Source organism: Erwinia sp. PME.40.26/001 (assembly GCF_055556675.1).
This window is the reverse complement of record NZ_JBVHNP010000020.1, coordinates 1-4667: the sequence shown is the minus strand read 5'-3', so window position 1 is coordinate 4667 and position 4667 is coordinate 1. Positions and strand designations below refer to the sequence as shown.

The 4667-nt window shown below is 50.4% G+C and carries 5 protein-coding genes; 1 reads left to right on the top strand and 4 read right to left on the bottom strand.

All coding sequences use genetic code 11. The annotated features are described in order from the left end of the window. Window positions 1–77: 77 nt before the first annotated feature. The 3 genes from ACZ3HG_RS22915 to ACZ3HG_RS22905 form a co-directional block, all read right to left on the bottom strand. On the bottom strand, window positions 78–803 hold the full coding sequence (locus tag ACZ3HG_RS22915) for a hypothetical protein (RefSeq protein WP_465334590.1): 726 nt from the start codon (window positions 801–803) through the stop codon (window positions 78–80). A gap of 574 nt (window positions 804–1377) precedes the next feature. Beyond that, window positions 1378–2877: a plasmid mobilization relaxase MbeA gene (gene mbeA, locus ACZ3HG_RS22910; RefSeq protein ID WP_465334588.1), complete on the bottom strand. Its 1500-nt coding sequence runs from the start codon at window positions 2875–2877 to the stop codon at window positions 1378–1380. Then, window positions 2867–3190, bottom strand: a complete 324-nt coding sequence (locus tag ACZ3HG_RS22905; RefSeq protein ID WP_465334592.1) for a MobC family plasmid mobilization relaxosome protein — start codon at window positions 3188–3190, stop codon at window positions 2867–2869. Before ACZ3HG_RS22905 ends, mbeA begins: the two co-directional genes overlap by 11 nt. A 640-nt stretch (window positions 3191–3830) precedes the next feature. On the opposite strand from ACZ3HG_RS22905, the gene ACZ3HG_RS22900 reads away from it, so the two are divergent. After that, window positions 3831–3974 (top strand): replication initiation protein, encoded by a 144-nt coding sequence (locus ACZ3HG_RS22900; protein WP_465334586.1) that lies wholly within the window; start codon window positions 3831–3833, stop codon window positions 3972–3974. 217 nt (window positions 3975–4191) lie between these two features. On the opposite strand, the gene ACZ3HG_RS22895 is transcribed toward ACZ3HG_RS22900, so the two are convergent. Beyond that, window positions 4192–4667 (bottom strand): hypothetical protein (locus ACZ3HG_RS22895; protein ID WP_465334584.1); only part of this gene is annotated, 476 nt, incomplete at its 5' end.

Genomic DNA, 4667 nt, shown 5'->3' with positions numbered 1-4667 from the left:
GTAGTTATTCAAAGAATCAATTAGCGCACAATCAACTTGATCAGGTATTTCGCTTAAGGCAGAGTTCATCCCCCCCCCTACCAATCTGACATTTTTAAAATTGACATAATTGCGTCTGAGTTTTTTAGATCATCACCTAAAAATCCTTTCCCAGAAAACTTAACTAGTCCTGTTTTTTTCCTAACGTATGAGTAATAGACCTCGCTAGTACTCATTATAGTTAAATTCAGAGTTCCCTTTTTATTCTTTTTCATTGGGATAATCACACCTATGTAGCCAGTGTCTTTCTCTAGATAAAAATCTATATTTTTCTTATATGAAAAGAACGGAACATACCTAACCAACTGAAAAACGGCCGCACTAGACAAATCAACGCCATCGTTAAGATGGTCTTTGTACTTACTTATTGCATGGTATATTTTAGAAACTGTTGACGTGTAATCAACAAGCCCTGTTTCATTCACCACTCTAAGCATTTCATAAAGATAATCAACATCACCCAACGATGAGTTTTTATTTATAGCCTTGAGAATATCATTCCAAACATCAAGATCATCTCTCTCTTTGGCATAAAGAATAATAGTGTAATTTTCTACATTTACATTTTCATCGTAGACACTGGAAGGATAATCAACATCATTACTGACTTCTTCAAAACCTTCATCAATACTATCGACGAAAGAAGACTCGCACCCAACATCAAATGAATTAAAGAATAAGGAGTCAGAATATTCATATTCATATTCATATTCTTCCCCATCATCAACACCCTTTATATCCTTAATGCTGTAGTATATTGACATATTATCATTCCGAATCCACGAATTTTTTAAGCCCGGACATTAATTTCTTCGCATGATCTTTCGTTATAGCCACCGAATAAAACACCTTCCTGGTGTTTTTTGATGGAATATCGATAAAATCAATAATACATATATCCTCGGTAATCCCAAATCTTATAGATAAAGGGAACGAAGGTGGCAACTCCCGACCAATAATATCAGAAGAATCGTTATTTTCTTGGTTCTCTTTACTAGCTTTATCTATTGTCATATCGCCCTCAAAAATCAAAAACACCTTTAAATATTAACATTTAGTACTAATAACTACTACTCACAAGCCTTTAATCTCTAAATGTACGCCATAAAATCATATTCAACCTATGCAATCGTTTACCATAACATCTGTTGGCTGCACCGTTCCGGGCGGGTTCGCCGTGAATACGACGTCAGTCCGGCAAAACCGGTAGTAAACTATCCCATAAACCACACATTCTGCGTCCGGTAAGTTTCCCCGGACTGCATAGCCATGCAGCAAGGTGAATGGCACCGGCTTTCGGCACAGATCTCCGCCGAAAGCCCCATTTTATCCGGTATGTTACAGCGACGGACCGTCATACGTCCGCTGTCGCTGCGATCGTTCCCGCTCCAGCGCTTTCTGATGCTGCGCCGCCCGCTCCTGCTCACGGTATGCCTCTATACCGTTCAGCCTTGTGACAACCGGCGCAGCTGCTCGCTCAAACTCTGCACCTGCCTGCTCAAGCCCGTGACGCGCTCGCTCAGCGCCGCGTTCTCCCGTTGCATAAGACCAGACATCGTCCGCCATTCCGCGAAGGCGTTCTCCCACTCGTCCAGCCTTTTCGAGTAGTCCTGCTGTAGCTGCTCTAATGCGCTCAGCAACTGTTTTTCCAGCTCCGTCATGTGCTATTTCCCCGCCAGTATCATCCAGCTCGAATCCTCTCCGAACCGTCCCGCTTCCGGGTTCACCCTCACGCAGCGGCGTCTCTGCTCTCCGCAGGTCGAGAGCTGCACGCCGCTGTTCCTCTCGGACAGCATGGCCTGCGTGCTCTTCTGCTCCCGGATGGTCGTGTAATTGTCGAGTATCTGCTGCCCCTGCCACCACAGAATGCCCGCGCCCGAGGCGATCAGCAGCGTGGAAACCAGGACGATGGTCAGCCACGTCTGGCTGACCATGCGCAGCATCCCTTTCGTCCGCTGGCTCATGGCTGAGGACAGCTTCCGGTCGTGGTCGAGGATGGCGGCGCTGATTCTCTTCTCGCTTTCGCTCAGTTCCGCTCTGACAGACTTCTCGTGCTCGCTGAATACGGCTTTCAGCATCTCGACGGTAGTCTGCTGCTGCGCTTTCGATTTCTGCTCTAAGTCCTTCGCCAGCGTTAAAAGACTGTTCATAGATGGCTCCCTTCAGTCGGATGTTTCGCCCCCCGTCCGGGTCGGCAATGCTGATACTGCTTTTCGTGGTGCGCACCACATCAAAACCCGCGTTTTCCAGCGCATCTGTGACGTCCTGGCGCGTTTTCAGCTCCCCGGATGAGGCAAGGGAAAGTAAACCGCGCGTAATCGTTTCTGCGGCCTCCAGCTTCGTTTTCGGCAGCGCGGACGGCGTGACCAGCGCCCGCCGGTTCTCCGGCGCGTTCGGATCGTGCAGCCCAAGCCTGCCGTTAACCACTGTCTGCCAGGCATCAATGCGCGGACGGTCGGCGCGGTCGTAATACGGCTGGAGCCGTTTTCCTTTCAGCAGCTCCGTGTTCGGGATCAGGAAATTCAGCTCCAGCCGCCCCTTGTCCTGGTGCTCAACCCACAGCACGCTGTACTGGTCTTTATCGAGTCCGGGCATCAGAACACGCTCAAAGCTCGCCATCAGCTTTTCACGCTGGCCGGGGGGTAAGTCCTTTTCGGCAAAGGACAGCACCCCGGAGGTATACTTTTTGGCGTAGGGCGAGCCGTCGATAAGCTCCCGGACTTCCTCCGCCTTCCCCTGCAGGACGCTGGCGCCGTCGCGCTGCCGGTCTTTGCCCAGCAGATAGTCCACCGGACCCGAGCCGCCGCCGCGCCCCCTGGGATGAAATTTAACGATCATCCGAAGCCCCCTTTTCAAGTACGGCATGCCGGAGCCGCTCAAGTCCGGCATCAATGGCCATCAGCGCGGCCACGACCTGCACACGATCGTGGCCGGTACCGCCAGCGGCGTTAACCTGCCGGGCAATCTGGTTGAGGTTGTTACCCATGCCGGCGAGCTGACGAAGCAGTGCTGGCGAGATCGACGGAAGTTTGCCGGCCTTAGCCGGCTTCTCGTCCAGGCACGTCTGCCGCATCCAGGCTGCGAGTTGTTTGCCGTCGCAGCGTTCCAGCAGACGCCTATGCTCATCTTCCGTTACCCACATCGTGAGCATCTTGCTGCGTTTGTCTGCCAATCTGGCCTCCTGATAACGCCGGGACGGGCGGGAAATATTTTCCCGGTCGGCGCGGTGTTAGACAAGCCGCAGGTGCGTCAGTGGCTTTTAGCGGGTTTCGGGGCGCAGCCCTGAAACAGTCACGTAGCGCTAGCGGAGTGTATACTGGCTTAGTATGTTGCCACGGCGTTCTGTTTCATGGAAGTGCTTCATGTGGTGGTGAAAAAGGCGGATTAAGAGTGACAGGGGAATGTGCAGGCTCGGATGATATGACGCCTCCTCGTTCATTCGCTCACTGTGTTCGGTCATGAAGCTGCGGCGGGCGTTGCGGATTAAAGTAATGGCGGTCATGCGGGGGGCTACGGCAAAGAGAAGGGCAAGCCCTTTGGGCGCGGGGAACCCGTTTTTCCATAGGCTCCGCCCCCCTGACAAGCATCACAAAAAAGGACGCTCAAATCAGTGGCGGCGAAACCCGACAGGACTATAAAGATCCCAGGCGTTTCCCCCTGGTAGCTCCCTCGTGCGCTCTCCTGTTCCTGCCTTTCGGTTTACCGGTGTCATTCCGCTGTTATGGCCGCGGTTTCTCATTCCACGCCTGACACTCAGTTCCGGGTAGGCAGTTCGCTCCAAGCTGGACTGTATGCACGAACCCCCCGTTCAGTCCGACCGCTGCGCCTTATCCGGTAACTATCGTCTTGAGTCCAACCCGGAAAGACACGCAAAAGCGCCACTGGCAGCGGCCACTGGTAACAGGATGTGCGAGAGATGTATCGAGAGTTCTTGAAGTGGTGGCCTAACTGCGGCTACACTGAAAGGACAGATTTGGTGACATGTCTCGCACAAGACTGTTACCACGGTTAGAGAATCTGCCAGGATTAACTAACCTTCGAAAAACCACCTGCCAGGGTGGTTTTTTCGTTTTCAGAGCAAGAGATTACGCTCAGCAAAAAAGGATCTCAAGAAGATCCTGCTCAAAGGCTGTCACGAACGCAGATTTTGCTTCACTCGACCTTACTGACAACGCCGCCCTCAGCTCTAAAGTAGGTGTCTGAAAGCTCAACAAGAGAAGCTATTATTAAATTTCGCTCTGCTACATTCGAATAATCAAGATAGTACATTCCTATGTGGGGATACCCACACGTCTTGAATGTAATTAACATATCTGGTGCATTTATCTCCTCATATGCTTCTTTAACATTAATAGATAGGTATAAGGCCGGTTTTGTTTTTCCCGCAACACGAATGCTTCGATGGACATGCGTCACCATCTTATTAACATCGGTCTCGTTTGAATGAGAAAATGAAACATGACCATTATCTATCTCTGTCAAACAAAAACAAACAGCAGAAACGTCATCACCATTCTCTTTATGCTCCTCCTTGACATATCTCCAAACAAGGTAGTTATTCAAAGAATCAATTAGCGCACAATCAACTTGATCAGGTATTTCGCTTAAGGCAGAGTTCATCCCCCCCC

Coding starts and splice junctions, on each gene's coding strand:
- ACZ3HG_RS22915 (WP_465334590.1), bottom strand. CDS start 803: ATGTCAATATACTACAGCATTAAGGATATAAAGGGTGTTGATGATGGG.
- mbeA (WP_465334588.1), bottom strand. CDS start 2,877: ATGATCGTTAAATTTCATCCCAGGGGGCGCGGCGGCGGCTCGGGTCCG.
- ACZ3HG_RS22905 (WP_465334592.1), bottom strand. CDS start 3,190: ATGCTCACGATGTGGGTAACGGAAGATGAGCATAGGCGTCTGCTGGAA.
- ACZ3HG_RS22900 (WP_465334586.1), top strand. CDS start 3,831: ATGCACGAACCCCCCGTTCAGTCCGACCGCTGCGCCTTATCCGGTAAC.